The organism is Mesorhizobium sp. M0590 (genome assembly GCF_040320905.1).
In the GTDB taxonomy this organism is placed as follows: Bacteria; Pseudomonadota; Alphaproteobacteria; order Rhizobiales; family Rhizobiaceae; genus Mesorhizobium.
Genome location: NZ_JAMYQN010000008.1, coordinates 172,453 through 195,900, shown reverse-complemented (window position 1 = coordinate 195,900; position 23,448 = coordinate 172,453). Strand labels below are relative to the sequence as shown.

Here is a 23,448-nt window from a genome sequence, read left to right as displayed (position 1 = left end):
GGAAATCACATGAACGCACCCCTCAACATCGCCATGCCCGCCGAGGCAGCCGCAGCGCCGAAAAGCTACCGGCTGCTGATCGGCGGCAGGTTCGTCGACGCCCAGGACGGCCGCACACTGGAGCGTAGCAGCCCCGGCCACGGCTTCACCGTCTCGCGCTATGCACACGCCGGCGCGGCGGACGTAGAGGCTGCGGTTCAGGCCGCGCACAAGGCCTTCGAGACCGGCCCGTGGCCGCGCATGAAGGCCGCCGAACGCGCCACGATCTTGCTCAAGGCTGCTGACCTGATCGAGGCGCGGCTGGACGAGATTGCCCGGCTCGACGCGCTGGAATCCGGCAAGCCGATTGCGCAGGCGCGCGACGAGATCGGCGGCGCCGTCGACATCTGGCGCTATGCCGCGGCACTTGCGCGGACGCTTCACGGCGAAAGCTACGCCAATCTCGGCGATGCCATGCTCGGCGTCGTGTTGCGCGAACCGATCGGCGTCGTCTCCATCATCACGCCGTGGAATTTCCCGTTCCTTATCGTCAGCCAGAAACTACCCTTCGCGCTCGCCGCCGGCTGCACGGCGATGGTCAAGCCGAGCGAGATGACCTCGGCCTCGACCTTTGTGCTCGGCGAGATCCTGATGCAGGCCGGCTTGCCGGACGGCGTCGTCAACATCCTTGCCGGGTTGGGCGCCGATGTCGGCGCACCGATGGTCAGCCATCCGCTGGTCGAGATGGTGTCGTTCACCGGCTCCACCCGCGTCGGCAAGATGACCATGGCGTCTGCCGCCAACTCGCTGAAGAAAGTCGCGATGGAGCTCGGCGGCAAGAACGGCCAGATCGTCTTTCCCGATGCCGACCTCGAGGCCGCCGCCGACGCGGCAGTGTTCGGCGGCTTCTTCAATGCCGGCGAATGCTGCAATGCCGGCAGCCGGCTGATCGTCCATGAGGCGATCGCCGACGAGTTCCTCGGCGCCGTCAAAGCCCTCACCGCCAAGGTGGTTGTCGGCGACCCGCTCGACGACCGCACCAAGGTCGGCGCGATGATCTCCGCCGACCATGTGGCCAAGGTCACCGGCTACGTGACGGCAGCGGAAAACGGCGGCGGCCGGATCTGTAGCGGCGGCAATCAGCTTGCTTCGAGCGCCGGCCAGTATCTTGATCCGACCATCGTTCGCGACGTCACCGAAGACATGGCCATTGCACGCGAGGAAGTGTTCGGTCCGGTGCTCTCGGTGCTGACTTTTGAATCGATTGAAAGGGCGTTGCACATCGCCAACAACACGCCCTATGGTCTGTCGGCGGGCGTGTGGAGCGCCAGCATCGATACCTGCATGTCGGTGGCGCGGAATGTGCGTTCGGGAACCGTTTGGGTGAACACGTTCATGGAGGGTTACCCCGAGCTGCCTTTCGGCGGCTACAAGCAGTCCGGTCTCGGACGCGAACTCGGCAAGCGCGCCGTCGAGGATTATACCGAGGAAAAGACAATCCAGTTTCATCGCGGCCAGCGCACCGGATGGTGGGTCGGCTGAGTTGGGAAGAACCCGGTGGGCATCCGCCGGTCGTGTAAGTTCAACAAGGGAGGAAGTACATGTTGCGCAAACTGCTTATCGGGACGGCTCTCGCATCGGGCGTTGCGTTCGCGGCCCATGCCGAGGACGTCAAGGAAGTCCAGATGCTGCATTGGTGGACGTCGGGCGGCGAAGCTGCCGCTCTGAACGTGCTCAAGCAGGATCTGGCCAAGGAAGGCTTTGCCTGGAAGGACGTGCCGGTGGCCGGCGGCGGCGGCGACGCCGCCATGACCGCGCTGAAGGCGATGGTGGCAGCGGGCAACTACCCGACCGCCTCGCAGATGCTTGGCTATACCGTGCTCGATTACGCCGCAGCCGGCGTTATGGGCGACCTGACCGAGACGGCGATAAAGGAAGGCTGGGACAAGTCCGTTCCCGCGGCCCTGCAGAAATTCTCCGTCTATGACGGCAAGTGGGTCGCGGCTCCGGTCAACGTCCACTCGGTCAACTGGCTATGGATCAACAAGGCGGTGATGGACAAGATCGGCGGCACCGAGCCCAAGACCTTCGACGACTTCATTGCGTTGCTGGACAAAGCCAAGGCGGCGGGCGTCATCCCGCTCGCGCTGGGCGGCCAGAACTGGCAGGAAGCGACAATGTTCGACTCAGTCGTGCTGTCGACCGGCGGGCCTGAGTTCTACAAGAAGGCCTTCAACGACCTCGACGAGGAGTCGCTGAAGTCCGACACGATGAAGAAGTCGTTCGACAATCTCGCCAAGCTCGTCACCTATGTCGACCCGAACTTCTCGGGCCGGGACTGGAACCTCGCCACCGCCATGGTCATCAAGGGCGATGCGCTGGTGCAGGTGATGGGTGACTGGGCCAAGGGCGAATTCAACGCCGCCAAGAAGGTCCCGGGCACCGACTTCCTGTGCTACCGCTTCCCGGGCACCGACGGCAGCGTCGTCTACAACTCCGACATGTTCGGCATGTTCAACGTTCCGGAGGACCGCAAGGCCGCCCAGATCGCCCTGGCCACCGCCACGCTGTCGAAGAGCTTCCAGTCGGCCTTCAACGTCGTCAAGGGCTCTGTTCCGGCCCGCACCGACGTGCCGGACACCGATTTCGACGCTTGCGGCAAGAAGGGCATGGCCGACCTGAAGGCCGCCAATGAAGGCGGCACGCTGTTCGGTTCGCTGGCGCAGGGCTATGGCGCGCCTCCCGCGGTTGCCAACGCCTATAAGGATGTCGTCTCGAAATTCGTGCACGGCCAGATCAAGACCTCGGACGAGGCCGTGACCCAACTGGTCAGCGCGATCGAAGACGCCAAGTAAGGCACCCGCCCATGTGAATGATCTCCCCGGCGCAAGCCGGGGAGATCCCCTGCGGCGAGGTTTTGCGGTTGCGCCGACCGGCACGCTTTCGTGCCGCAGAGCCCGAGACAGCAGAATTCCGGACCCGCCATACGGAATGGACAGATGAGCACAGTTGCTGAAACCAGTATCACGCTGACGCCGGAGCACGATGCCCGTCCGGGCGCCACGGTGCGCTCGCGCCTTCAGGACGCGCTGCCGAAGCTCGTGCTGGCGCCGAGCTTCGCCGCCACTATCGTCTTCGTCTACGGCTTCATCCTGTGGACGATCTATCTGTCCTTCACCAATTCCAAGACCTTTCCCTCCTATGCGATCACCGGGCCACGCGCCTATCAGCGGCTATGGCGCTGGACTTTCGAAAGCGATCCGCCGTCCTCCTGGTACACGTCGATCACCAATATGGGGATTTTCGGCTTCCTCTATATTTCCATCTGCCTGGCGCTCGGCCTGTTCCTGGCGATCCTGCTCGACCAGAAGATCCGCGGCGAAGGTGTGCTGCGGCCGATCTACCTCTACCCGATGGCACTGTCGTTCATCGTCACCGGCGTTGCCTGGAAATGGTTTCTGGACCCCGGCCTCGGCCTCGAGCAGACGCTGCACCAATGGGGCTGGACGAGCTTCCATTTCGACTGGATCAAGAACAAGGATTTCGTCATCTACACAGTGGTCATCGCCGGCGTCTGGCAGGCGTCGGGCTTCATCATGGCGATGTTCCTGGCCGGCCTGCGCGGCATCGACGGCGAGATCCTGAAGGCGGCGCAGATCGACGGCGCCACCACCTTCCAGCTCTACCGTCGCATCGTCATCCCGCTGCTGCGGCCGATCTTCCTGTCCGCCTTGATCGTCCTCGCGCATCTCGCCATCAAATCCTACGATCTGGTGGTCGCGCTGACCAGCGGCGGGCCGGGCGGTTCGGCCTGGCTGCCGTCCAACTTCATGTATGAGTACACCTTCAAGCGCAACGAGATGGCCGTCGGCTCGGCCAGCGCCGTGATCATGCTGATGACCATCACCGCGATCATCGTTCCCTATCTCTATTCCGAGCTTCGGGAGAAGCCGCGATGAGCGCCGTGGCCACTCCTGCTCGCCAGAGCACTGGCGGTATCAGCGCCAGGACGGTCAACCGTATTGTCATCTACGGGCTGCTGGCGCTGTTCGCGCTGTTCTACCTGATGCCGTTGTTCGTCATGCTGGTGACCTCGTTCAAGACCATGGACGAAATCCAGAACGGCAACATGCTGGCGCTGCCGCAGGAGCCGACCTTCGCACCTTGGATAAGGGCGTGGAGCGAGGTTTGCTCGGGTCTCACCTGCGTCGGCATGAAGGGTTATTTCTGGAACTCGATCAAGATGGTGGTTCCGGCCGTCATCATCTCGACCCTGCTCGGCGCGCTCAACGGCTATGTGCTGACGAAATGGCGCTTTCGCGGGGCGACGCTGGTGTTCGGGCTGATGCTGTTTGCCTGCTTCATTCCGTTCCAGTCCGTCCTCTTGCCGATGGCAACGATCCTCGGCAGCCTCGGCCGGTTCGGCGTCAAGCTGCAGAACGCGACCGGCCTCACCTTCGGCTTCGGCAATCCGACCGTGAACCTGGTGTTCGTTCACGTCGTCTACGGCATCGGCTTCACCACCCTGTTCTTCCGCAATTATTACGAAGCGTTTCCGAACGAGCTGGTGAAGGCGGCGCAGATCGACGGCGCCAGCTTCTTCCAGATCTTCCGGCGCATCATGCTGCCCAACTCGCTCCCGATCATCGTGGTGACGGTGATCTACCAGTTCACCAACATCTGGAACGACTTCCTCTTCGCTTCCGCCTATGCCGGCTCAGGCGACGTGATGCCGATGACGGTGGCGCTGAACAATGTCGTCAACACCTCGACCGGCGTCGTCGAATACAACGTCAACATGGCGGCGGCGATGATCGCCGCGCTGCCGACGCTCCTCGTCTACGTGCTCGCCGGCCGCTATTTCGTGCGCGGCCTGATGGCCGGCGCCGTCAAAGGATAATCGCATGGCTTTTCTGGAAATTGACGGGCTGAAGAAGCGTTTCGGAGCGGTCGAGATCCTGAAAGGCATCGACCTCGACCTGGAAAAGGGCGGCTTCCTCGTGCTGGTCGGGCCTTCCGGTTGCGGCAAGTCCACGCTGCTCAACACTATTGCCGGCCTGGAAACCATCACCGAAGGGGAAATCCGCGTCGACGGACGCACGATCAACGATCTCCACCCCTCCAAGCGCGACATCGCCATGGTCTTCCAGAGCTACGCGCTCTATCCGAACATGACGGTTGCCGGCAATATCGCCTTCGGCATGGAGATGCGCGGCGTGCCGGCCGGCGAGCGCCAGAAGGCGATCGACAAGGTGGCGAAGGTCCTGCAGATCGGCCATTTGCTGAAGCGCAAGCCAAGCCAGCTCTCCGGCGGCCAGCGCCAGCGCGTCGCCATGGGCCGGGCGCTGGTGCGCGATCCAAAGCTGTTCCTGTTCGACGAGCCTTTGTCCAATCTCGATGCCAAGCTGCGTGTCGACATGCGCATCGAGATCAAGCGCCTGCACGCCACCACCGGCACCACCATCGTCTACGTCACCCACGACCAGATCGAGGCGATGACGCTGGCCACCAAGATCGCGGTGATGCGCGACGGCGAGGTGCAGCAGTTCGGCACGCCAGCCGAAATCTATAACAATCCGGTCAACCTGTTTGTTGCCGACTTCATGGGCTCGCCGGCGATGAACCTGATCCCGGCGACGATCGGCAGCAACGGCAGCGGCTTCTCCGTCGTCATGGAGCGCGAGGCGCGCCAGCCGATCTCGCTGCCGCTGGGCAATGCGCCGGCCGGCCTGTCGGCATTCCAGGGAAAACCGATCATCTTCGGCGTCCGCCCGGAAGCACTGACCGATCCCGAGGGTGCCGAACGCAACGCCTCGAACATCGCCCGCGCCGACTGTCACATCGAGGTCATCGAGCCGGCCGGCTCGGATACGTTCGCGGTCACCAATCTCGGCGGCAAGGCGGTGGTGGCGCGGCTGCGCGCCGATGCCAAAATCCAGCCCGGCACGGTCACGCCGCTCGCCTTCAACCTGACCAAGGCGGTGTTCTTCGATCCAGCGACCGAGAAACGCATCGTCTAACGGCCATGACAAATCCCGACATCGTCATCATCGGCTCCGGCATAGGCGGCGCCACGATCGCCTCCGGCCTTGCCGGCAGTGGCGCCTCGATTCTGATGCTGGAGCGCGGCGAAGCCCTGCCGGCAACGCCGCACACACGCGACACCCGCGCGATCTTCGTCGATGGCCACTATAGGCCGAAGGAGATGTGGCTCGAGGCCGGCGGAGCGCCGTTCAACCCGGGCAATTACTACTATGTCGGCGGCAATTCGAAATTCTACGGCGCGGTGCTGATCCGCTACCGCAGGGAAGACTTTTCGGAGATGGAGCATTATGGCGGCGTCTCGCCGGCCTGGCCGTTTTCCTACGAGGAATTCGAGCCCTGGTATTCCAGGGCCGAGCAGCTTTTCCGCGTGCGCGGTGCACTCGGTGAAGACCCGACCGAGCCGTTCCACTCGATGCCCTACCCTTTCGGGCCGGTACCCGACGAGCCGCCGATCGCGCGTGCGCGCGCCGAGCTTAGGAGCCTGGGCCTGCACCCGGCATCGCTGCCGCTCGGCATCGACATCGAAGCCTGGCTGAAAGACGGCAGCACGCCGTGGGACGCTTTTCCCAACACCGGCGTCGGCAAGGTCGACGCCCAAACGGGGCCGCTGACCGCCGCCCTTGCCGACCAGAACATCAAGCTCGAGACCGGCGCCCACGTCGAACATCTCGAGGCATCGCCGGATGCGGGGACAATCGCTGCCGTCCATTATCGACAGAACGGTACGCTGAAGAAAGTCGCGCCGAAGCTGGTCATCCTATCGGCCGGCGCGGTCAATTCCGCCGCCATCCTGCTGCGCTCGCCCAGCCCTCAGGGCAGAGGCGGTGGCAAAGGCCTGGCCAACCGCTCCGACCAGGTCGGCCGCAACTTCATGAACCACAATTCGAGCGCCATGCTGGCGATCGATCCACGCCGCCGGAACAAATCCGTCTACCAGAAGACGCTGATGCTGAACGATTATTATCTGTCCGACGGCAAGGGCGGCAAGCCGCTCGGCAATGTCCAGCTCCTCGGCAAGATCGACGGCAACATCCTCAAGGCCAATGTCAGGCGCGCGCCCAAATTCGCGCTCGATTTCATGGCCGGCCGCGCCGTCGACTGGTATCTGATGTGCGAGGACCTGCCCGATCCCGAGAGCCGCATCATGGTCGACGGCAAGGACATCGTCATGCAGTGGCGGCGCTCCAACATGCAGTCGCTCGACGGACTGACCAAGGTGATGCGCGAGAATTTCCGCGCCTGCGGCTATCCGATCGTCCTATCGCGTCCGTTTGACAAGCGCACGCCCTCACATCAGTGCGGCACGGTGAAGATGGGCAACGATCCAGCGACCTCGCCGCTTGATCCGTTCTGCCGCTCCTTCGACCACAGCAATTTGTTCGTCGTCGATGCCGGCTTCCTGCCGAATTCGGCCGCCGTCAATCCGGCGCTGTCGATCGCCGCTCAGGCGCTGCGCGTCGCCGATCATATCCGCAAGACGGAGCTTGCAACATGAGCCGCCCGGCAGCGATCGTCACCGGCGGCGCGCGCGGGATCGGCCTTGCTTGCGCCGAGGCGCTGGCCGACGCAGGCTTCGACATCCTCCTCTCAGACCTTGCCGACGAAGCCGCCGACGGGCTCGCCGCCGACATCACAGGGCGCGGCGCGAAGTTCGCCTATGCCAGCAGCGACATCGCCGACCTCGACGGCCACGCAGCGCTGATTGATGCCGCGACAAGCGCCTTCGGCCGCATCGACTGCCTGGTCAACAATGCCGGCATCGGCGCCGTCCTGCGCGGCGATCTGCTCGAGCTCAAGCCCGAAAATTTCGACCGGGTGCTCGGCATCAATCTGCGCGGCACCGTATTCCTCAGCCAGGCCGTCGCCAAAGCGATGCTCGGCCTGCCAAGCGATGGTGCGAGATCGATCATCACCATCACCTCGGTCAGCGCCGCCATGGCCTCGCCGGAACGTTCCGATTACTGCATCTCCAAGGCTGGGCTTTCGATGTGGGTGAAGAACCTGGCGCTGCGGCTTGCCACCGAAAACATCGCCGTGTTCGAGGTGCGCCCGGGCATCATCCGCACCGACATGACCGCGGGTGTCACCGCCAAATATGACGGATTGATCGACGGCGGGCTGGTGCCGGCAATGCGCTGGGGCGCAGCGGATGATGTCGGCGCCGCCGTGGCGGCGTTGGCCGGCGGCACGCTCGGCTTTTCGACCGGCTCGGTCATCAATGTCGACGGCGCGCTGTCGGTGCCGAGGCTATGAACAGGGTGACGCCATGACCGACTACATCATCGTCGGCGCCGGCCCGGCCGGCTGCGTACTCGCCAACCGGCTGAGCGAAGATCCGTCGCATCAGGTGCTGCTGCTCGAAGCCGGCGGCAAGGACTGGCATCCGCTGATCCACATGCCGGCCGGTTTCGCCAAGATGACCAAGGGCATCGCCGCCTGGGGCTGGTCGACGGTGCCGCAAAAGCACATGCAGGACCGTGTCTTCCGATACACGCAGGCCAAGGTGATCGGTGGCGGCTCTTCGATCAACGCCCAGATCTACACGCGCGGCAACGCCCGCGACTACGACGCCTGGGAGAAGGAAGAAGGCCTTGCCGGCTGGGGCTATCGCGACGTGCTGCCCTATTTCAAGCGCGCGGAGAACAACCAGCGTTATGCCAACGATTTCCACGGCGACCAAGGCCCGCTCGGCGTGTCGAACCCGATCGCGCCGCTGCCGATCTGCGAGGCCTATTTCCGTGCCGGACAGGAGATGGGCATCCCCTTCAATCCCGACTTCAACGGGGTAGCCCAGGAGGGCGTCGGTTACTATCAGCTGACGCAGAAGGACGCGAAGCGCTCCTCCGCCTCTGTCGCCTATCTCCGGCCGATCCGCGAGCGAAAGAATCTCACCGTCAGGACCGGCGTTCTGGTGACGCGCATCGTCGTCGACAAGGGCCGCGCCGTCGGCGTCGAGATCGTCGACAGGCCGGGCGGCCAGCCAACGATCCTGCGCGCCGAGCGCGAGGTGATCGTCTCGTCCGGCGCCATCGGCTCGCCGAAGCTTTTGCTGCAGTCGGGCATCGGCCCGGCCGACCATCTGAAGGCGGTCGGCGTAACACCGGTGCACGATCTGCCCGGCGTCGGCTCCAACCTGCAGGATCATCTCGACCTGTTCGTCATCGCCGAATGCACCGGCGATCACACCTACGACAACTACGCCAAGCTGCACTGGACGGCGTGGGCCGGGCTGCAGTATCTGCTCCTGAAGAAAGGCCCGGTAGCCTCCAGCCTGTTCGAGACCGGCGGCTTCTGGTACGCCGATCCGACCGCCGCCTCTCCCGACATCCAGCTGCATCTCGGCCTCGGCTCCGGCATCGAGGCCGGCGTCGAGAAGCTGAACAATCCGGGCGTGACATTGAACTCGGCCTTCCTGCGCCCGCGCTCGCGCGGCACCGTGCGGCTGAACAGTGCCGACCCGGCCGACCGCCCGCTGATTGATCCGAACTATTGGTCCGATCCCTATGACCGCGACATGTCGATCAAGGGGCTGAGGCTGGCGCGCGAGATCATGCGGCAGAAGGCGCTGCAGCCCTATGTACTGCGCGAGGTACTGCCGGGACCCGACCTGCAGAGCGGCGACGAGTTGTTCGACTACGCCTGCCGCAGTTCCAAGACCGACCACCACCCGGTCAGCACCTGCCGCATGGGCCACGATGCGATGAGCGTGGTGACGCCCGATCTCAAGCTGCGCGGTATCGAGGGCCTGCGCGTCTGCGACGCCTCGGTGATGCCGCGCATCCCCTCCTCCAACACCAATGCCCCGACGATCATGGTTGGCGAAAAAGGCGCCGATCTGATCCTTGGCCGCGAGCCGCTGCCGCCGGCGGTGTTTTCCACCAACCGAGCGGCATGAGGGACAAAGAATGATCAGGCACTGTGTCTTCGTCAGATTTCGCAACGATGTCGCCGACGCCGAGCGCGCGGCAATCCATGCCGATCTCGAAGCGTTGCGGGCGGTGATCGACGGCATGGGCAGGGTCGAATTCAGCGCCAATACCAGCCCGGAACCCTTCGCCCGCGGCTTCACGCACGGCTTCACCATCGACTTTCGCGACGCTGCGGCACGCGATGCCTATCTGGAGCATGAAGCGCATCAGCGAGCCGGCGCAAAACTGGTCGCGGCGCTCGAAGGCGGCACCGACGGGCTGATGGTGTTTGATCTGGAGATCGCGTGACTATCCCATTCTCAGCGCAACGACGCCGGCAACGATGCTAAGCACCGCGGCACCTCGCCATGCCGTCATCTTCTCGCCGAGCGCGAACACCGAGATCATCATGGCGAACAGGATCGATGTTTCGCGCAGCGACGCCACCGAGGCGATCGGCGCCTTGGTCATCGCCCACATCACGATCCAGTAGGCGCCGCCGCTGAGCACGCCGGTATAGATTCCGGCCTTCCAGTCGCGCGCCAGCACCGGCAGCGCCTGTGGGCCGCGAAAGACGACGCATAGCACCAGCGCCCACAGCGCATCGCAGACGAACAGCCAGGCGGCATAACTCGACGCGGTGGCGGCCAGCCGCGCGCCGCTGCCGTCCGACAGCGTGTAGCTGGCGATGAAGATCGATGTGCCCAGCGCGAAGCCGACGGCGCGCAGGTTCAATTTCTCCAGATGCGCGCCGCCGCGAAACGACAGCACCAGCGTGCCCGCCGACAACAAGAGGATGCCGAGAACGGCGAGCGGCGCCGGCATCTCGGCAACCACCACAACGCCCCCCAAAGCGGCCAGCAATGGCGCGGTGCCGCGCGCCAGCGGATAGGTCTGGGCGAAATCGCCGGCCTTGTAGGCGCCGATCAGGAACGTCCTGTAGCCCATGTGGAAGACAACCGAGGCGAGGATGTATGGCCACACTTCCGGCTTCGGCACCTCGACGAAAGGCAACGTCACCAGCGCAGCGGCACCCATGCCGAGCGTCATCAGTGTGATCGACAGGAAACGGTCGAGATGGACCTTGACCAGCGCGTTCCAGATCGCATGCATGGAAGCGGCGGCGAGCACCGCGAAAAAGACAAACAGGCTCATCGGCGGTTCATCCGCCGCCCGTCCCGATGACGATCGGCGTCTCCAGGTCGATATCGACCCAGAGCGGAAAATGGTCGGAAGCGATTTGGCCGATATCGGCGCTGACCGAGCGCACGCGCCCGGCAAACATGCCGCCGACGAAGCAATGGTCGAGCCGGCGCTTTGCCAGCCTGCCATCGATAGTCTTCACATGGGTGTGGAAATCCGCTGTCGGTTCCATTGCGACGGCGGCGGCATCGACAAAACCGTCGAGATAGGCGGCACCGCGATGATAGGGCGCGCTGCCGACAATGCGCCGGTACTCGGCGCTATCCGGCTCCATGTTGAAGTCGCCCAACCAGATCGCCGCTACGGGGTTTTTTGGCTCCTGTTCGCCATTGCTCCAGTTGCGCGCCGGCTCGTCGTCGGCGCCGCTCCATGGGCCGCCCTCGGACGGCACGCGGCGATGCTCGGCGAGCAAATAGTCGATCTGCTCCAGCCGCTCCTCGGCCGCGATATGCGCCAGATGCAACGACAGCACCCGCACCGGACCGGCAGGGGTGCGGATCATGCATTCGAGTGCGGCATTGCGGGTGTTGAGCGGCCGCAGCGTGCGCCTGAGCGGCAGGGTATGCAGCCGCGACCAGACGATCGGCAGCTTCGACAGAACCATGGTGCCGAATTGCCGCCGCCGGTTGACGATGCGGCCTTCACGCCGGTGGCTGGCATCCATGTCGAAGGCCGGCCCGTAGACCCAATGATAGTCGGGCAGCAATTGCGAAAGAAGTTCCGGCTGGTCGTCCTCGTTGCTGCGCAACCAGTGCCGTTCCACCTCCTGCAAGGCGACGATGTCGGCGCCGGCCACGACCTTGGCACAACGCGCCAGGTCGTAGCGGCCATCGCTGCCGAAGCCGTACTGGATGTTATAGCTGACCAGCTTCATTGCTTATCCGGCTCAGTTTCCTGCTGGCAGTAGCCGTTCGCTGACAGCCTTGCAATGTGCAGCCGAGCGGAGGGAGCTTGGGCCAGATGCTAAGTGGTCAGCGGCTGGAACCGACCGGGCGGGGATGCTGCCAGTTCCGACCAGTCGATTTCTTCCTCAAGGCGGTGGTAGGCTTCGTCGCCGATCGTTCCGTCGATGCGCAAACGCTCCAGCGCATCGCGCTGGCTCTTGATGGCGTAAAGACGCAATCTGTCATACTCGGTCGCAGCCTGGGCATCCTCCGGGTTTTCGGCGATGGCGCGCTGGGCGGCATATTGCTCTCGCACCGCCCCGGCCGCGCTGGATGTCTTGCCGCTGAGCACGTCCAGCGCCGCCTGCATGATGGCGACGCGCGCCTGCGCCACCTCCCGGTCGACCGTCCGGTCGAGGTCGAGATTGAGCAGAAGCAGCAACGGTTTCAGGCTGACGCCTTGCAGCACCAATGTGCCGAGCACGACCGTGAAAGCGGCGAGCACGATCGGATCACGGCCCGGAAAGTCGGCCGGCAAGGCAAAGGCTGCCGCAAGCGTCACCAGGCCACGCATGCCGCACCAGCCGATAAGCACGCCGCCGCGAAATGTCGGCGCGTCCTTCCGCCTGTCCTCGTCGCCCAGACGTGCCAGCGCTCTGAGGATCGCGCCGCAGCCCAGAACCCAGACGAGCCGCGATACGATGACGACGGCCAGCACAGCCAGGGCAAAGACGAACGCCTCGCTTTGTCCTTGCTCGGCAAGTCGGCCGACGATGGACCGCGCTTGCAGGCCCATCAGAACGAAGGCCAGCACGTTGAGCACGAACACCGCCGTCTCCCAGACCGAGTAGGAGCTGACACGATTCCTTGCCGGCATGCGGCGCGGCGATGTACGTGCGATCGTCATGGCATAGACGACGATCGTGATGATGGCGGAAAGCCCTATCCTGTCGGCCAGGATCCAGACGCCGAAGGTTGAGGCGAATTGCACCACGGTGCCGCTCGCCGGGTCGTCGATGCGGCCGAGTATGGCGAGAGACAACCGGCCGAGCACATAGCCTGCGGCAAGGCTGCCGACCGTCGACAGCAGGATCATTGGAACGGCACTGCTCAACAGGATGGAGCCGGCGGCTGCGGAAACCGACATCCTGTAGATCAGCAGCGCCGTAGCGTCGTTGAGAAGGCTCTCGCCTTCCAGGATGGCGGTGATGCGGTGCGGCACCTTGAACTGTCCGAGCACGGCCGCCGCCGCCACAGCATCGGGCGGCGCTACGATCGCGCCGAGCGCTATGGCCGCGGCAATGGGCAGGCCTGCCATCGTCCAGCCGACCAGCGCGACCGTCACGGTGGTGAAGATGACGGCGCCAAGCGCCAGCAGGATGAGCGAAACCTTGTAGCGGTTGAGATCGCGCAGCGACGTGTCATAGGCCGCGTCGAGCAGAACCGGCGCGATGAACAGAGCGAGCGCCAGCTCCGGGTCGATCTCGATGGTCGGGGCAAACGGCAGGAAGGCGATGCCGGCGCCGGCCAGCGCCAGCAATGACGGATAGGGAATCTGCAGACGCCGCGACAGCGCGGTCAGGGCGACCGCGATGAGAAGCAGGACAAGGGTGAGTTCAAAAAGCGCCATGCCTTATCGTAGCGGTGAAGCCGGGCGATTGGCACTGCAAAAACGGCGACGGCTTTGGCTGCTCGTGAATGGTGAATGGTGAATGGTTGCTTGCAGAGGAATTTCGGCGCGTAAAGCGCATTCTTACTATTCACTATTCACTATTCACCATTCACTCTTCTCCTAATGCAGCACCAGCATGTCGCCCGACGAGAACGAAATCTCGGCCTTTTCGCCGACGGCCGGCGGCGGTGTGGCCGGACTGTTGAACGTGTCGAGCGAGACCGTGCTGCCGCCGATGCCGACGCGAACCCGGATGACCGAGCCGAGGAAATGCACCTCGGCGATTTCGCCCGAAAGGCTGGAATCGCGGCCGGGGTGTCGGCCGAGCGAGATCGCCTCGGGCCGCAGCGCCAGCGACAGCGTGTCGCCGGATTTCGAGCCGTTGAGCTTGCCCTTGAGCGAGACCTCTTGCGAGTTGACGCGCACCTTGCCCGAAGCGGCGTCGGTGACCGTGCCTTCGAGCACGTTCAGCGTGCCGACGAAATTGGCGACGAATTTGGTTGCCGGCCGGTTGTAGATCTCGAACGGCGTGCCGACCTGCTCGGCCTTGCCGCCATACATGACGGCGATGCGGTCGGAGATCGACAGCGCCTCTTCCTGGTCGTGGGTGACGAAGATGGTGGTGATGCCGAGCTTCTTCTGGATCGAGCGGATTTCCTCGCGCAGTGACACGCGCACCTTGGCGTCGAGCGCCGACAGCGGCTCGTCGAGCAGCAGCAGTTTCGGCTTGGGCGCAATCGCCCGCGCCAGCGCGATGCGCTGCTGCTGACCGCCGGAGAGCTGATAGGGATAGCGGTCGCCCATCTGTGGCAGCTTGATGATGTCGAGCATCTCGGCAACGCGCCTGTCGGCATCGGCCTTCGGCATACCGGCGACCTTCAGCCCGAAGCCGATATTCTGCGCCACGGTGAGGTTCGGAAACAGCGCATAGGCCTGGAACACCATGCCGACATTGCGCTGGTTGGGCTTGAGCCGGGTGATGTCCTTGCCGGCCACGACGATCTTGCCGGCGGATGGCTCTTCGAAACCGGCGACCATGCGCAGCACCGTCGTCTTGCCGCAGCCCGACGGGCCAAGGAAGGAGACGAATTCGCCCGGCTCGACGTCGAGGTTGAAATCCTGCACCACGGTGATGGGGCCGAAGGATTTTCGCACATGCTGGATTGAGAGGAATGGCTCGGTCATGGCTTTTTCTTTCGGGTCAGTTCGGACGGTTCGCCGATCGCGGCGCGAAGCGCGACAGGATCTGGATCAGCGACATGCAGCCCCAGGTGATGGCGAAGGCGATGATGGCAAGCGCCGCCGGCTCGTAGGCGCGATTGGCGCCGACGTTCTGCAGATAGGGTCCGAAAGCAGGCCGGTTGAGCAGGCTGGCCATGGTAAATTCACCGATGACGATGGCGAAGGTCAGGAAGGCGCCCGACAGCACCGCGATCAGCACGTTCGGCAGGATGACCCGAGCGATGATCGTGCCCCAGCCGGCGCCGAGGATCTGCGCCGCCTCAGTCAGTGTCCGCACGTCGATGGTGCGAAGCCCGGTGTCGACGGCGCGATACATATAGGGCAGCGCCAGTGTCGCATAACCGATGACCAGCAAGGCATTGGCTCCTGTGTCGCTGGCCAGGAACGGCAGCGGTGAGTTCGACCCGTACATTCTGATGTAGCCGAAGACGATAACGATGGCCGGGATGACCAGCGGCAACAGCGTGATGAACTCGACGACGGGCCTTAGCTGCGGCAGCCGCAGACGAATCCAGTACGCCGCCGGCACCACCACCAGCACGCCAAGGATGATGGTGAAGATGGCGGCGACCACCGAATAGATGAAGGTCGCCTGGAAGCGGGGATCGCCGAGCACGACCTGATAGGCATCGAAGGAATACGCGCCGCGCCGCATGCGCATGGAGAATTCCACGGTCGCGATCAGCGGAATGAAGAAATAGGCCGCGCCCAGCGCGAAGACGATCCAGGCCCAGAATCTGCCGGACTTCATTTGAGCCACCTCTCAGAGCGCGTCCTGAACCAGATGTAGAAGACATTGGCCAGCCCAGTGATGACGATCATGCCGAAGGCGATGGCGTAGCCGAGATGGGCATTGTGCAGCACGTCACCGCGGATCTGCGCGTAGAGCAGGATAGGGACGATGTTAAGCGAGGAGCCGGTCAGAGCGTAAGCGGTGGCGATGGCACCGAAGGCGTTGGCGAACAAGAGGATGACGGTGCCGAGGAAACTTGGCCAGATCACCGGAATGACGACCATGCGCCAGAACTGCGCCTGGGTCGCGCCAAGCGTTGCCGCCGCTTCGCCCCATTCCTTCTTCAGCCCATCGATCGCCGGCACGATGATCACCACCATCAGCGGGATCTGGAAATAGACATAGGTCAGCGTCAGGCCCCAGAACGACAGGATGTTGAAACCATGGGCATAAATGTTGAAGCCGACCAAGACGTTGAGCAGCACCGTGGCGAGCCCGAGCCGGCCGAGCGTCGCGAGAAAGGCGAAGGCCAGCGGCACGCCGGCAAAATTGGAGGCCACGCCGGAAAAGGTCAGTGTCGCCGAGCGTATCCACTCCGGCAGCCCGCCGCGCACGATGGCGATGGCAATGGCAAGCCCCGCGAAAGCACCGATCAGCGACGAGGCGAGGCTGACCTTGATTGAGATCCAGTAGGCGGCAACGATCGACGGCTGCGCCAAGGCCGCTATGTTTTCGAAAGTGAATTCGCCGGCATCGTTCCGGAATGCGCCAAGCATCAGATAGAGCGTGGGCAGGATCAGGAACATGATGGCGAAGATGAAGAAAGGCGCAACGCCAAGCCACTGCGTCGGCAGCCTCATGCTGCGGGCGTCGGCAGGAGGCGCGGTCTTCCCGGCAACAGCGTGATCGGACAACGAGATATCGGTCATGCGCCGGCTACCGTCCTGGAGGTATGCCGGGCGGCGATCTAAGCCGCCCGGCTGATCTCAAGTCTTACTTGACGTTGGCGCCGACGACGGCATCCCAGTTCTTGGTGATGGCTTCCTTGGCCTTGCCCTGCTCGTCGAGCGTCGGGAACACCGCGGCTGCATAGGACTCGGCCGGCGGCAGCTTGGCCATCACATCAGCCGGGAGCTTGCCATTCTTGGCGAGGTCGTTGAAGCGGATCGGGTGACAATAGCCCTTCAGCCAGCCGATCTGGCCTTCGTCGGAATAGAGATATTCCAGCCATAGCTTGGCAGCATTCGGGTGCGGCGCGTAAGCACTAATCGCCTGAACATAGACGCCGGCGACGACACCGGTCTTCGGCACGACGACGTCGACCGGCGGATTGCCCTTCAGCGTATCACGGCCGGCAAGCGCGTTATAATCCCAGGTCACCAGGATTGGCGTCTGGCCTTGGGCAAGCGTCGCGGGCTTGCCGATGACCGGCACGAAATTGCCGGCGGCGTTGAGCTTCTTGAAGAAGTCGAGACCAGCCGTGCCGGCGGCTTCGCCGGCAGCCGCACCGCCGGAAAGGCCGGCGGCATAGACTGCCTGGATGGCCTGGTTCGAAGCACGCGGGTCACCGGCGAGCGCCACGGCATTGGCGAATTCCGGCTTCAGCAAGTCGGCCCAGTCGGCCGGCGCTTCCTTGACCAGGTCCTTGTTCACCAGAAACGAAAGCACGCCGTAATAGTCGCCGGTCCAAAAGCCTTCGGCATCCTTGGCGCTGTCCGGGATCGAGTCCCAGGTTGACACTTTATAAGCCTGGATCAGGCCATCCTTCTTTGCGGTCGGGCCGAAGCTCAGGCCGACGTCGATGACGTCGGGCGCTTGCGGGCCCTTGTTGTCCTTGTTGGCCTTGATCGCCTCGACCTCGTCGCCGGAGCCGGCATCGGGGTTGAGCTCGTTGATTGTGAGTTCCGGATATTTTGCCTTGAAGCCGTCGATGACCGCGCCGTAGCCGCACCAGTCATGGGGCAGCGCGATGGTGGTGAGCTGGCCTTCAGCCTTGGCTGCGGCGACCAGTTCATCCATGGACTGGGCCGACGAGATGGCAGAGGTCGCCATCAGGGCGACGGCCGAAAGGGAAAGCAGTTTTCCCGTGAATTTGAACATGTGTTCTCTCCGTTGAACTGACGCCGTTGGACGCCTGCGATGCGGTATCGTTTTCGTGTGACAGCCAGATGAAAGCTTTGTGAAAGCGATGCCCCGCAGTATGAAAAAGTAAACTCTTTTTAACCGGCTGTAGCAATCGCTTCGCGATTCTTTTTCCGGCTAACTAGTTTCGATCTTGCCTTTCATCTTTCCCCCTTTCCTTTGCCTCTTTTCCCAAGTCGATTTCCGATGCGAAAATTGTCTCAGACGGTGCCGGCGATGGCGTTTTCGAGCAGCGTCAGCGCCGCCTTTTTGGTCAGCTTGACCGGGTTGCCGCCCGCGGTCGGATCGACCACCGCCATGTCGGCAATCAGGCCCTTGCGTTTCTTGTCCATGTCGAGCCCCTTGATCAGGCCGGGCAGCGCATGCGGCACCTTGAGCTCCTTGCGCAGCTTGATGATCGCCTTGGCAAAACCGTCGAATCCGCCCTTGATGCCGCAATAGGCGGCAAGCCGGGCTATGCGCGGCTCGATCGCCTCTCGGTTGAAGGCCAGCACGTAGGGCATGAACACGGCGTTGGTCATGCCATGGTGGGTGTCGTAGAGCGCGCCGATCGGATGCGACAGCGAATGAATCGCTCCAAGCCCTTTCTGGAAGGAGGCCGCTCCCATGGCAGCGGCGCTCATCATGTTGGCGCGGGCGACCAGATCCTTGCCGTTGGCGTAGGCTTTCGGCAGGTTTTCGAAGACCAGCCTTATGCCTTCCACGGCGATGCCGTCGGCCATCGGGTGATAGCCCGGCGCGCAATAGGCTTCGAGGCAATGGGCAAGCGCATCCATGCCGGTGCCGGCGGTGATGAAGCCCGGCATGCCGACCGACAGCTCCGGATCGGCAATGACGATCGCCGGCAAAAGCTTTGGATGGAAGATGACCTTCTTGGTGTGGCTCGCCTCATTGGTGATGACGCCGGCGCGGCCGACCTCCGAGCCGGTGCCGGCCGTGGTCGGCACGGCGATGATCGGCGCGATCGCATCGGCATCGGCGCGTGTCCACCAGTCGCCGACATCCTCGAAATCCCAGACCGGCCGTGTCTGCCCGGCCTGGAAGGCGATCAGCTTGCCCAGGTCGAGCGCCGAGCCGCCGCCAAAGGCAATGACGCCGTCATGCTTGCCCTTCTTGAACACGGCAATGCCGGCGGTCAGGTTGGAATCCACCGGGTTCGGCTTGACCTCGGAAAATACGCCATACGGCACCTTGGCGTCGTCGAGGATCTTCAGCGTCGAGGCCACCACCGGCAGCCTGGCCAGTCCCGGATCGGTGACGAACAGCGGCCGCTTGATGCCGGTCGCCGCCAGCACCTCCGGCAGCTCCTTGATGCGTCCGGCGCCGAAGCGGACGGTCGTCGGGTAATTCCATTTGGAAACGAGTTTTGTCATTTCGACCTTCTTGACTGCTTTCGTGCTCTTGGACGTCATTAGTTCACAAAGGTGTTGGCCACACGTTCCGACCGCATCATGTACGGAACCCAGATGACTGCGGCCCATATCGAGCGCGAAATTCCGCCTACGGTGTCTGCGTCGTACGCATCGGCCAATTCTGGAACGACGGTGGGAAAAGCCAGATGCACAGCCCATGGATCGAGAACGGCATATACCGGCATCGCGAATGCCCAAATCATGTACCAGCCGGGGAATATCTGCCAGCGCTTGAACATGAAGAACAATAATAGGGCCGGGGCCGTAAGGTTTAGTATGCCGGATATCACCAATTCGGCAAGAATCAGCACACCTTGGGACAAACTGTAGGCCTGCCAGTTCTGTAACATGCCGAGATAGTCGGAATTGTGCAGTTGTACCAACCCCAGTATCGGCGTGAGAATCAACCCGAGCATCGGCAGGACAAGCCATCCGCCGATACTCTCGGGACCCTCACGATCTGGCAGCGCCGATTGTTGTGTATCCGCCATTACTCCCCCTCAACAGCGATCGCATGCTTGTCGATCGCCACCTTAGATCACCTCGCGCAGATGGTATGATTTCGGCCTGGTCAGATTGTCGTAGCCGATGGCCGACAGTGCCGCGCCCTTGCCGGTGTCCTTGGCGCCGGTCCAGACCAGCGCCGGGTCGAGATAGTCGCAGCGGTTCATGAACACGGTGCCGGTCTCGACGCGATCGCCGATCGCCGCCGCATGGCCGGTGTCGCGCGTCCAGATCGAGGCCGTCAGCCCATAGGGGCTGTCGTTCATCAGCGCGATCGCTTCCTCGTCGTTGCGCACCTTCATGATGCCGACGATCGGGCCAAAGCTTTCCTCGCGCATGACGCTCATCTGGTGGTCGACCTGGGTCAGCACTTCCGGCGCCAGATAGGGGGAACCTTGCCTGTCGTTGGCCACCTTCATATTGATGTGTGCCCTGGCGCCCTTGCGCAACGCCTCGGCCTTCTGCTCGCGGATCAGGTCGGCGAAGCGCGCCTGCGCCATCGGCCCCATGGTGGTCGCCTGGTCGAGCGGATTGCCGACGACGTAGTTCCTGGTCTCGGCAATGAAGCCCTCGACGAATTCATCGTAGACCTTCTCGTGGACATAGACGCGCTCGATGCCGCAGCAGCACTGGCCGGAATTGTAGAAGGCGCCGTCGACCAGATTGCCAACGGCATGGTCCATCTTTGCGTCCGGCAGCACATAGGCCGGATCCTTGCCGCCGAGTTCGAGGCCGAGCGTCATGAAGGTGCCCGCCGCCGCCTTTTCGATGGCGCGGCCGCCGGCGACCGAGCCGGTGAAGTTGACATGGTCGATCTTGCCGGAGCCGAGCAGCCTTTCAGTCTGCGCGTGGTTCAGGACGAGGTTCTGGAACAGGCCCTTGGGCAGGCCGGCCTTATCAAACGCCTGCTGAAACCGTTCGCCGACCAACAATGTCTGTGCCGCATGCTTGAGGATGACGGCGCTGCCCGCCATCAGCGCCGGGACGATGGTGTTGACGGCGGTGAGATAGGGATAGTTCCACGGCGCGATCACCATGACCACGCCGAGTGGCACCTTCTTCACATAGCGGCGAAAGCCATCCTTCGGATTGGAGGCCATGACCGGCTTCAGGGCCGCCTCGGCGATCTCGACCATGTAGCTGACGCGTTCCCTGACGCCGCCGAACTCGCCGCCATAGCGCACCGGCCGGCCCATCTGCCAGGCGATCTCCGGCACGATCTCGTCGGTCATGGCGACCAGCGCTTCCAGCATGGCAAGCATGTATTTGCCGCGCTCGACGACCGGCGTCTCAGCCCACTTCTCCTGCGCCGCCTTGGCACGTTCGACCGCGGCACCGATCGCCTGGTCGGTGGCAAGAGGCCGTTCGGCATAGATCGAACCGTCGACGGGGGATTTTATCTTCACGGTTTCCAAAGAGGTCTCCAAATCAACAAGGCACTGTTTTGACGAAGCCGGCCGCGCCATAGGCAAGGATTGCGCGATCGCGGGTGATGATCTCGAGGTTTTTCGAGCGCGCCGTGGCTATGATGATCCGATCCGTTGGATCGTTGTGAACGACGCCGGGCAGGAACGAAGACTCGACCAAAAGCTCACTGTCGATCCCCTCGACGCTCGCTGCCCCGGTCTGCACGAACCGTTCGAACCATGCGAGCGGTGACTTGATGAATGGCAACCGGCCCTTGGCTACAAGCATGCCGATTTCCCAGGCGGACATCACGGAAACGGCGATCACGCTGCCATTTTTGCGTGCGCTGGTCACCTTCTCGACCGCAGCCCTCGTGACCGGCTGCTCCGTTGACAGCCACAGCATGAAGCATGTGTCGAGCAGAACCCCCTCACTCGTCATAGACATTGCCCCAATCCGGATCGGCGGGCGCGGTATAGTCGACGTCCGGAAGCAGGGTGAGCGTCCCGGCCATGCATCCAAACAACGGATCGGCACCCCGAGGCGGCACGATGTACTCTTCCTTGTTGCCGTTCATGTCATCCACGAAATCCACTTGCCCCTCCTCGAAACCAGACCGGCGATCAGGCTCCGGTGGCCTCGCCGCATCATTGGAACTTCCGAGGTGCACCAATATCTCGCTTTCCTGCCGGTCGAGAATTTCAGCGATCTTGCGTATCTCGTCGACCTGCATACGCCGTTCACCGTTCAGTGTCCGCGACAAGGCGCTGTAGTGTATGTTCATGCGGCCGGCCATGCTGCGTACCGTGAGCTTGCGCTCGTTCATTCGACTCATGAACCACGCTTTGTCGACATGGGCTCTACCTTTGGGCAAACGCTGCCTCCTGCGTGTTGCTGGTGCGATAACCGCAACAATATTGCGTAAAGCGCAACGCCGTCAATACCGCTCGAACCCCCTGTGCAGTTCCCAGTCCGTAATCCGGCGGTCGTACTCGAACTGTTCCCAGTGTGCCGTGTGGACGTAATGTTCCAGCACATCGTCGCCGAGCGCTTGCCTCAGCATTTTCGATTCCGCCAGCGTCGCGGTGGCGTCGCGCAATGTCTTTGGAATTTCAGGCAGCTGCGAGGCCTGGTAGGCATCACCGACGAAGGGCTTCTGCAGTTCAAGCTTTTCATCGATACCGGCAAGCCCGGCCGCGATCAGCGCGGCGAAAGCCAGATAGGGGTTCAAATCGGCGCCGCCGATGCGGCATTCCATGCGGATGCCCTTGGTGCCCTCGCCGCAAAGACGGAACCCGGCGGTGCGGTTGTCCTCGCTCCACATGATCTTGGTCGGCGCAAAGGTGCCGGCCTGGAAGCGCTTGTAGGAATTGATGTAGGGCGCCAGGAACCAGGTGAATTCCTTGGCATATTTGAGCTGGCCGGCCGCCCATTGCTGGCCGAGTGTCGACAGCGTCCACTCGGCATTTTTGTCGTAGAACAACGGCGTCTTGCCGTCGGCGCTCCACAGCGAATTATGGATGTGGCTGGAATTGCCGGCGAGCCCGTAATTGTACTTGGCCATGAACGAGATCGCCTTGCCTTCGGACTCGGCGATTTCCTTGGCGCCGTTCTTCAGGATGACGTGGCGGTCGGCCATGTCGAGCGCCTCGGCGTAGCGGACATTGATCTCTTCCTGGCCTGGCCCCCACTCGCCCTTCGAATTCTCGATCGGGATGCCGGCCGCCTCCATCTCGTTGCGCAGCCGGCGCATGACGCCTTCTTCCTTGGTGGTGATGCCGATCTGGTAGTCGCCGATGTAGGGCGATGCCGTCTCGAGGCCCTGCCAGTGCTTCTTGCGGGCGGAATCGTAGGTTTCGCTGAACAGATAGAATTCGAGCTCGGAAGCGAAATAGCCGATATAGCCGCGATCCTGCAGCCGCTTGACCTGCTTCTTCAGCATGGCGCGCGGCGAATGCGCCAGGTCGTCATGGGTATGGTGGTCGAGCACGTCGCAGATCACCAGCGCCGTCTTCTCCAGCCACGGAACGCGCCGCAGCGTCGCAAGGTCCGGCTTCATGACGAAATCGCCATAACCCTTCGACCAGCTCGCCGCCTTGTAGCCGGGCACCGGTTCCATATCGATGTCTGCGGCCAAGAGATAGTTGCAGCCATGCGTCTCGTCATGCGCGGAATCGACGAAATACCGGGCCAGGAACCGCTTTCCCGCGAGCCGCCCCTGCATATCGACGATGCAGGCCAGCACCGTGTCGACCTCGCCGCTGGAGACCGCTTGCTTCAACTGATCGAAGGAGAAATTTCCGGCCATTCCTTTGGC

Annotated in this window: 22 protein-coding genes; 9 read left to right on the top strand and 13 right to left on the bottom strand. The window is 63.1% G+C overall.

The genetic code is table 11. The annotated features are described in order from the left end of the window. Positions 1-9 precede the first annotated feature (9 nt). The 9 genes from NKI52_RS15910 to NKI52_RS15870 all read left to right on the top strand — a co-directional run bounded on the left by NKI52_RS15910 (position 10) and on the right by NKI52_RS15870 (position 10,241). Positions 10-1,521 carry an aldehyde dehydrogenase family protein gene (locus tag NKI52_RS15910; RefSeq protein WP_352698563.1) on the top strand — a complete coding sequence of 504 codons (1,512 nt, stop codon included), beginning with the start codon at positions 10-12 and terminating at the stop codon, positions 1,519-1,521. Positions 1,522-1,580: 59 nt separating this feature from the next. Then, positions 1,581-2,834, top strand: coding sequence for an ABC transporter substrate-binding protein (locus NKI52_RS15905; protein WP_031194023.1), 1,254 nt, complete (start codon positions 1,581-1,583; stop codon positions 2,832-2,834). A gap of 144 nt (positions 2,835-2,978) precedes the next feature. Then, on the top strand, positions 2,979-3,938 hold the full coding sequence (locus NKI52_RS15900; RefSeq protein ID WP_023675368.1) for a carbohydrate ABC transporter permease: 960 nt from the start codon (positions 2,979-2,981) through the stop codon (positions 3,936-3,938). Further along, the gene (locus NKI52_RS15895) at positions 3,935-4,879 is read left to right on the top strand and encodes a carbohydrate ABC transporter permease (RefSeq protein WP_023675367.1); all 945 of its coding nucleotides are present in this window, start codon (positions 3,935-3,937) and stop codon (positions 4,877-4,879) included. The genes NKI52_RS15900 and NKI52_RS15895 overlap by 4 nt, the downstream gene beginning before the upstream one ends. Before the next feature lie 4 nt (positions 4,880-4,883). Further along, entirely contained in the window at positions 4,884-5,999 is a 1,116-nt protein-coding gene (locus tag NKI52_RS15890; RefSeq protein WP_023675366.1) for an ABC transporter ATP-binding protein, read from the top strand. A 5-nt stretch (positions 6,000-6,004) separates the two neighbouring features. Then, on the top strand, positions 6,005-7,519 hold the full coding sequence (locus NKI52_RS15885; RefSeq protein ID WP_352698561.1) for a GMC oxidoreductase: 1,515 nt from the start codon (positions 6,005-6,007) through the stop codon (positions 7,517-7,519). Continuing rightward, on the top strand, positions 7,516-8,277 hold the full coding sequence (locus NKI52_RS15880; protein WP_352698559.1) for a 3-ketoacyl-ACP reductase: 762 nt from the start codon (positions 7,516-7,518) through the stop codon (positions 8,275-8,277). Before NKI52_RS15885 ends, NKI52_RS15880 begins: the two co-directional genes overlap by 4 nt. Positions 8,278-8,290: 13 nt before the next feature. Then, entirely contained in the window at positions 8,291-9,919 is a 1,629-nt protein-coding gene (locus tag NKI52_RS15875) for a GMC family oxidoreductase (protein WP_352698557.1), read from the top strand. 10 nt (positions 9,920-9,929) lie between these two features. Next, positions 9,930-10,241, top strand: a complete 312-nt coding sequence (locus NKI52_RS15870; protein WP_023675362.1) for a Dabb family protein — start codon at positions 9,930-9,932, stop codon at positions 10,239-10,241. On the opposite strand, the gene NKI52_RS15865 is transcribed toward NKI52_RS15870, so the two are convergent. The 13 genes from NKI52_RS15865 to NKI52_RS15805 form a co-directional block, all read right to left on the bottom strand. Further along, the gene (locus tag NKI52_RS15865) at positions 10,242-11,087 is read right to left on the bottom strand and encodes an EamA family transporter (RefSeq protein WP_352568163.1); all 846 of its coding nucleotides are present in this window, start codon (positions 11,085-11,087) and stop codon (positions 10,242-10,244) included. 7 nt (positions 11,088-11,094) lie between these two features. After that, positions 11,095-12,009, bottom strand: coding sequence for an endonuclease/exonuclease/phosphatase family protein (locus NKI52_RS15860; protein ID WP_352698555.1), 915 nt, complete (start codon positions 12,007-12,009; stop codon positions 11,095-11,097). Positions 12,010-12,098: 89 nt separating this feature from the next. Further along, positions 12,099-13,649, bottom strand: coding sequence for a cation:proton antiporter (locus NKI52_RS15855; protein ID WP_352620344.1), 1,551 nt, complete (start codon positions 13,647-13,649; stop codon positions 12,099-12,101). A 162-nt stretch (positions 13,650-13,811) separates the two neighbouring features. Continuing rightward, entirely contained in the window at positions 13,812-14,876 is a 1,065-nt protein-coding gene (locus NKI52_RS15850; RefSeq protein WP_023675358.1) for an ABC transporter ATP-binding protein, read from the bottom strand. A gap of 16 nt (positions 14,877-14,892) precedes the next feature. Next, positions 14,893-15,684: an ABC transporter permease gene (locus tag NKI52_RS15845; RefSeq protein ID WP_352588181.1), complete on the bottom strand. Its 792-nt coding sequence runs from the start codon at positions 15,682-15,684 to the stop codon at positions 14,893-14,895. After that, positions 15,681-16,595, bottom strand: coding sequence for an ABC transporter permease (locus NKI52_RS15840; protein ID WP_023675356.1), 915 nt, complete (start codon positions 16,593-16,595; stop codon positions 15,681-15,683). The genes NKI52_RS15845 and NKI52_RS15840 overlap by 4 nt, the downstream gene beginning before the upstream one ends. A gap of 64 nt (positions 16,596-16,659) precedes the next feature. Next, entirely contained in the window at positions 16,660-17,766 is a 1,107-nt protein-coding gene (locus tag NKI52_RS15835; protein ID WP_352698553.1) for an ABC transporter substrate-binding protein, read from the bottom strand. Positions 17,767-18,008: 242 nt separating this feature from the next. Continuing rightward, positions 18,009-19,181, bottom strand: a complete 1,173-nt coding sequence (locus NKI52_RS15830) for an iron-containing alcohol dehydrogenase (protein WP_352698551.1) — start codon at positions 19,179-19,181, stop codon at positions 18,009-18,011. 38 nt (positions 19,182-19,219) lie between these two features. Further along, positions 19,220-19,711 carry a DUF2569 domain-containing protein gene (locus NKI52_RS15825; RefSeq protein ID WP_352698549.1) on the bottom strand — a complete coding sequence of 164 codons (492 nt, stop codon included), beginning with the start codon at positions 19,709-19,711 and terminating at the stop codon, positions 19,220-19,222. Positions 19,712-19,753: 42 nt separating this feature from the next. After that, positions 19,754-21,190 (bottom strand): aldehyde dehydrogenase family protein, encoded by a 1,437-nt coding sequence (locus tag NKI52_RS15820; RefSeq protein ID WP_352698547.1) that lies wholly within the window; start codon positions 21,188-21,190, stop codon positions 19,754-19,756. Then, on the bottom strand, positions 21,153-21,578 hold the full coding sequence (locus NKI52_RS15815; protein WP_352506370.1) for a type II toxin-antitoxin system VapC family toxin: 426 nt from the start codon (positions 21,576-21,578) through the stop codon (positions 21,153-21,155). The genes NKI52_RS15820 and NKI52_RS15815 overlap by 38 nt, the downstream gene beginning before the upstream one ends. Next, a complete protein-coding gene (locus NKI52_RS15810) occupies positions 21,562-21,957 on the bottom strand; it encodes a helix-turn-helix domain-containing protein (protein ID WP_352698545.1) in 396 nt (131 codons plus the stop codon). The genes NKI52_RS15815 and NKI52_RS15810 overlap by 17 nt, the downstream gene beginning before the upstream one ends. 111 nt (positions 21,958-22,068) lie before the next feature. Beyond that, the gene (locus tag NKI52_RS15805; RefSeq protein ID WP_352690447.1) at positions 22,069-23,439 is read right to left on the bottom strand and encodes a glutamine synthetase family protein; all 1,371 of its coding nucleotides are present in this window, start codon (positions 23,437-23,439) and stop codon (positions 22,069-22,071) included. Between the last annotated feature and the right edge of the window lie 9 nt (positions 23,440-23,448).

What these genes read in the sequence shown, in the direction of transcription:
- NKI52_RS15825 (WP_352698549.1), bottom strand. Translation starts at nt 19,711, where the DNA reads ATGGCGGATACACAACAATCGGCGCTGCCAGATCGTGAGGGTCCCGAG.
- NKI52_RS15865 (WP_352568163.1), bottom strand. Translation starts at nt 11,087, where the DNA reads ATGAGCCTGTTTGTCTTTTTCGCGGTGCTCGCCGCCGCTTCCATGCAT.
- NKI52_RS15885 (WP_352698561.1), top strand. Translation starts at nt 6,005, where the DNA reads ATGACAAATCCCGACATCGTCATCATCGGCTCCGGCATAGGCGGCGCC.
- NKI52_RS15845 (WP_352588181.1), bottom strand. Translation starts at nt 15,684, where the DNA reads ATGAAGTCCGGCAGATTCTGGGCCTGGATCGTCTTCGCGCTGGGCGCG.
- NKI52_RS15830 (WP_352698551.1), bottom strand. Translation starts at nt 19,181, where the DNA reads ATGACAAAACTCGTTTCCAAATGGAATTACCCGACGACCGTCCGCTTC.
- NKI52_RS15840 (WP_023675356.1), bottom strand. Translation starts at nt 16,595, where the DNA reads ATGACCGATATCTCGTTGTCCGATCACGCTGTTGCCGGGAAGACCGCG.
- NKI52_RS15815 (WP_352506370.1), bottom strand. Translation starts at nt 21,578, where the DNA reads ATGTCTATGACGAGTGAGGGGGTTCTGCTCGACACATGCTTCATGCTG.
- NKI52_RS15835 (WP_352698553.1), bottom strand. Translation starts at nt 17,766, where the DNA reads ATGTTCAAATTCACGGGAAAACTGCTTTCCCTTTCGGCCGTCGCCCTG.
- NKI52_RS15890 (WP_023675366.1), top strand. Translation starts at nt 4,884, where the DNA reads ATGGCTTTTCTGGAAATTGACGGGCTGAAGAAGCGTTTCGGAGCGGTC.
- NKI52_RS15810 (WP_352698545.1), bottom strand. Translation starts at nt 21,957, where the DNA reads ATGAACGAGCGCAAGCTCACGGTACGCAGCATGGCCGGCCGCATGAAC.
- NKI52_RS15900 (WP_023675368.1), top strand. Translation starts at nt 2,979, where the DNA reads ATGAGCACAGTTGCTGAAACCAGTATCACGCTGACGCCGGAGCACGAT.
- NKI52_RS15850 (WP_023675358.1), bottom strand. Translation starts at nt 14,876, where the DNA reads ATGACCGAGCCATTCCTCTCAATCCAGCATGTGCGAAAATCCTTCGGC.
- NKI52_RS15860 (WP_352698555.1), bottom strand. Translation starts at nt 12,009, where the DNA reads ATGAAGCTGGTCAGCTATAACATCCAGTACGGCTTCGGCAGCGATGGC.
- NKI52_RS15905 (WP_031194023.1), top strand. Translation starts at nt 1,581, where the DNA reads ATGTTGCGCAAACTGCTTATCGGGACGGCTCTCGCATCGGGCGTTGCG.
- NKI52_RS15880 (WP_352698559.1), top strand. Translation starts at nt 7,516, where the DNA reads ATGAGCCGCCCGGCAGCGATCGTCACCGGCGGCGCGCGCGGGATCGGC.
- NKI52_RS15870 (WP_023675362.1), top strand. Translation starts at nt 9,930, where the DNA reads ATGATCAGGCACTGTGTCTTCGTCAGATTTCGCAACGATGTCGCCGAC.
- NKI52_RS15895 (WP_023675367.1), top strand. Translation starts at nt 3,935, where the DNA reads ATGAGCGCCGTGGCCACTCCTGCTCGCCAGAGCACTGGCGGTATCAGC.
- NKI52_RS15855 (WP_352620344.1), bottom strand. Translation starts at nt 13,649, where the DNA reads ATGGCGCTTTTTGAACTCACCCTTGTCCTGCTTCTCATCGCGGTCGCC.
- NKI52_RS15805 (WP_352690447.1), bottom strand. Translation starts at nt 23,439, where the DNA reads ATGGCCGGAAATTTCTCCTTCGATCAGTTGAAGCAAGCGGTCTCCAGC.
- NKI52_RS15820 (WP_352698547.1), bottom strand. Translation starts at nt 21,190, where the DNA reads ATGGCGCGGCCGGCTTCGTCAAAACAGTGCCTTGTTGATTTGGAGACC.
- NKI52_RS15910 (WP_352698563.1), top strand. Translation starts at nt 10, where the DNA reads ATGAACGCACCCCTCAACATCGCCATGCCCGCCGAGGCAGCCGCAGCG.
- NKI52_RS15875 (WP_352698557.1), top strand. Translation starts at nt 8,291, where the DNA reads ATGACCGACTACATCATCGTCGGCGCCGGCCCGGCCGGCTGCGTACTC.